The sequence below is a fragment of the Streptomyces calidiresistens genome (assembly GCF_014141525.1).
In the GTDB taxonomy this organism is placed as follows: Bacteria; Actinomycetota; Actinomycetes; order Streptomycetales; family Streptomycetaceae; genus Streptomyces; species Streptomyces calidiresistens.
Window position 1 is genome coordinate 1 of sequence record NZ_VKHS01000514.1, and the last position, 4,087, is coordinate 4,087.

Annotated in this window: 2 protein-coding genes; both read left to right on the forward strand. The window is 72.4% G+C overall.

Annotated elements, in window-relative coordinates; translation table 11 throughout:
• Nucleotides 1–2,428, forward strand: a 2,428-nt coding sequence (locus tag FOE67_RS18700; RefSeq protein WP_182665802.1) for an ABC transporter permease, incomplete at its 5' end; no start/stop codon positions are given.
• Nucleotides 2,429–2,560: 132 nt separating this feature from the next.
• Nucleotides 2,561–4,069, forward strand: a complete 1,509-nt coding sequence (locus FOE67_RS18705) for a fumarate hydratase (RefSeq protein WP_182665804.1) — start codon at nt 2,561–2,563, stop codon at nt 4,067–4,069.
• Nucleotides 4,070–4,087 lie beyond the last annotated feature (18 nt).

A 4,087-nucleotide genomic window follows, 5' to 3' on the forward strand; every position in this document is an offset into this window, starting at 1 on the left:
CGACCGGGGCGCCGCCCCGGTCGTCCGCGGCCCCCTCCCCGACGCGCCGCGGTTCCCCGAGCCGCCCGGCACCGCGGGCCGCTGGGCCCGCGACCTGTGGATGGGCATGCGCTTCGCCCTGGTCGGTGGCCGGGAGGGCATGCTGCGCACCTCCCTGACCGCGCTCGGGGTCGGCTTCGGCGTCGCGGTGCTGCTGTTGGCCGCCGCGGTGCCCAACCTGATCTCCGGTCGCGAGGACCGCAACCACTCCCGGGCCCACGAGTACACCTCGGCCTCGGAGGGGGAGATCGCCCCCGGCGAGCGGACCGTGCTCCTCGTCCCGCGGAGCACGCAGTTCCGCGGCGAGTGGGTGACCGGCACGGTCCTGCACGCCGAGGGCGGGGACCCCGCCCTGCCACCGGGCATCACCGAGGTGCCGGCGCCCGGCACCATGGTCGTCTCACCGGCCCTGCGCGACCTGCTCGACTCCCCGGACGCCCCCCTGCTGACCCCCCGCATCCCCTACGAGCCGAGCGGGGTCATCGCGGACGAGGGACTCTCCGAACCCAACGAACTGCTCTGGTACGCCGGTGACCCCGGGATCGCCGAGCGGATCGACGACGAGGACGACACGGTGTACCGGGTCGACGCCTTCGGGGTCGCATCGGAGAGCCAGCCGCTCCACCCCGTGCTGCTCCTCCTGCTGGTCGTCGGCTGCGTGGTGCTGCTGCTGCCGGTGGGCGCGTTCATCGCCACCGCCGTCCGGTTGGGCGGTGAGCGGCGGGACCGACGCCTGGCCGCACTCCGCCTGCTCGGCACCGACATCCGCGCCACCCACCGCATCGCGGCCGGCGAGGCACTGGCCGGTGCCCTGGTCGGACTCCTGGTGGGAGCGGTGGTCTTCCTCCTGGGACGCAACCTGCTCGCCGAACTCCGGGTCTTCGGCTTCAGCGCCTTCCCCGGGGACGCGGTCCCCGCACCGTCCATCGCCCTGGTCGTCGTGATCGGTGTGCCGGTGGCGGCCGTGGTGGTCACCCTCCAGGCCATGCGCCGGATCGCCGTCGAACCCCTGGGCGTCGTGCGCACCTCCACCCCCCGGCGCCGTCGGCTCTGGTGGCGGCTGCTGCCACCGATCGCCGGTCTGGCACTGCTGCTGCCCCTGGCGTTGTCGGGGAGCGAGGAACCGCAGATCGGGACCGCGCAGGTCTGGCAGATCGCCGTGGGCATCGTGCTCCTGCTGGTCGGCGCCACCGCCGTCCTGCCCTGGCTGGTCGAGGCGCTGACCGGACGGGTGCGCGGGGGTCCCGTGCCCTTCCAACTCGCCATGCGCCGGCTGCAACTGGACTCCGGCTCCGCCAGCCGCGCGGTCAGCGGCGTCACCATCGCCGTCGCCGGGGCGATCGCCCTGCAGACGTTCCTGACCGGCATCGCCGGGCAGTTCGCCCTGGAGACCGGGGCGAGTGAGGGATCCCCGTCGCTGGTGGTCTCCGGCGGCGCCCCCCGGGACGCCGCGAACCCCCTCGAGGGGACGGAAAGGTTGGAGGAGGTCCCCGGGGTGACGGGGGTCCTGGGGTATGCCTCGCAGCAACTGCCCCGGGCGGACGACCCGGAGATCTGGACCGGCGTCACCGTCGCGGAGTGCGAGGTCCTCGTCCAACTCCTGGGCACGCAGGACTGTGTCGACGGCGCCGTCTACCTCGCGAACCGGGAGGACGGGCACCTGAGCGTCGCCCCCGGCGACTCGCTGAACCTCTCCGTGGAGTACGACGCCCTCTCCGGTGACCTCCTGGACACCGAGGTGGAGTTGTGGACGATCCCGGCGGACGCCCCCGTCGTGTCCATGGACGGGGAGAACGGCATCGGCTACCTGACGACCGGCGTGTTCACCACCCCGGCGGCGCTGGACCCCGGACGCATCTCCCACGTCACGTTCGAGGCGCAGCTGTACACCGAGCCGGGCGTGCCGGACATCGCCGAGCACGTGCGCAACGCCGTCCTCGACGTGGGATCCCGGTTCCACGTCTTCGAGTCCTCCCCGACCCTCTACAACGACGAGTTCGACAACATCCGCCGGGCGCTGTACGCCGGTGCCGTGATCGTCATGATCCTGATCGGCGGCTCGATGGCGATCTCCACCCTGGAGCAGATGCGCGAACGTCGCCGACTGCTGTCGGTCCTGGTCGCCTTCGGCACCCCCCGATCGACCCTGGCCGCCTCCGTGCTGTGGCAGACCGCGCTGCCGGTCGGGCTCGGCCTCCTCATCGCGATGGTCGGTGGCGTGGGCCTGGGGGCGATCCTGTTGACCATGGTGGGCGGGTCGGCGGTGTTCGACATCCCGTCGCTGCTGGTGATGACGGCCGCCGGAGCCGGGGTCATCCTCGGCGCCACCCTGATCGGGATGCCGTCGCTGTACCGGATGATGCGCCCGCAGGGGCTGCGCACCGAATGACGGCGGGGAGGCCGGGTCCCTTATCCCATCCCGGCCCACCCCGCGCCACCCGGGCACGATCGACGCGGACCCCACGGGGGTGGGATCGCGTCGGTCGCGCCCGGGGCGCTGCGCCTGCTGGCCGCCGAGGCCATGCACGACATCGCCCACTACCTGCGCCCCGACCACCTCGCCCAGCTGCGGCGCATCCTGGACGACCCCGAGGCCTCGCCCAACGACCGCTTCGTCGCCCTGGACCTGCTGAAGAACGCCAACATCTCCGCCGCCGGCGTGCTGCCGATGTGCCAGGACACCGGCACCGCCATCGTGATGGGCAAACGCGGCCAGAACGTCCTCACCGAGGGGCGGGACGCCGAGGCCCTGTCCCGGGGCGTGTACGACGCCTACACGAAGCTGAACCTGCGCTACTCCCAGCTCGCCCCGCTCACCATGTGGGAGGAGCGCAACACCGGCACCAACCTCCCCGCCCAGATCGAGCTGTACGCGGCCGACGGCGCCTCCTACGACTTCCTCTTCATGGCCAAGGGCGGCGGTTCGGCCAACAAGTCCTTCCTGTACCAGGAGACCAAGGCGGTCCTCAACGAGCGCTCCATGATGCGCTTCCTGGAGGAGAAGATCCGGTCCCTGGGCACCGCCGCCTGCCCGCCGTACCACCTGGCGATCGTGGTCGGCGGCACCTCCGCCGAGTACGCGCTGAAGACCGCCAAGTACGCCTCCGCGCACTACCTGGACGCCCTGCCCACCGAGGGCTCCCCCTCCGGCCACGGCTTCCGCGACCTCGACATGGAGGAGCGGGTCTTCCGGCTCACCCGCGAGCTGGGGATCGGCGCGCAGTTCGGCGGCAAGTACTTCTGCCACGACGTGCGGGTGGTCCGGTTGCCCCGGCACGGCGCCTCCTGCCCGGTCGCGCTGGCCGTCTCCTGCTCCGCCGACCGCCAGGCCCGGGCCCGGATCACCGCCGAGGGCGTCTTCCTGGAGCAGCTGGAGACCGACCCGGCCCGCTTCCTGCCCGACACCACCGACGAGCAGCTGGACGCGGCGGGCGATGTGGTGCGCATCGACCTCACCCGGCCGATGGACGAGATCCGCGCCGAGCTGAGCCGGCACCCGGTGAAGACCCGGCTCTCGCTCACCGGCCCGCTGGTGGTGGCCCGGGACATCGCGCACGCCAAGATCAAGGAGCGCCTGGACTCGGGGCAGGGGATGCCGGACTACCTGCGCGACCACGCCGTCTACTACGCCGGTCCCGCCAAGACCCCCGAGGGGTACGCCTCCGGTTCCTTCGGCCCGACCACCGCCGGCCGGATGGACTCCTACGTGGAGCAGTTCCAGGCCGCCGGCGGCTCGATGGTGATGCTCGCCAAGGGCAACCGTTCCCGGCAGGTCACCGAGGCCTGCGAGCGGCACGGCGGCTTCTACCTGGGGTCCATCGGCGGGCCCGCCGCCCGGCTGGCGCGGGACTGCATCAAGAAGGTGGAGGTCCTGGAGTACCCGGAGCTGGGCATGGAGGCGGTCTGGCGGATCGAGGTGGAGGACTTCCCGGCGTTCATCGTGGTGGACGACAAGGGCAACGACTTCTTCACCGACCCCGCCCCCGAGCAGCCCTTCGTGACCTCCATCCCGGTGCGCTCCGGCGCCTGAGCCGGACGTCCCCGGCCC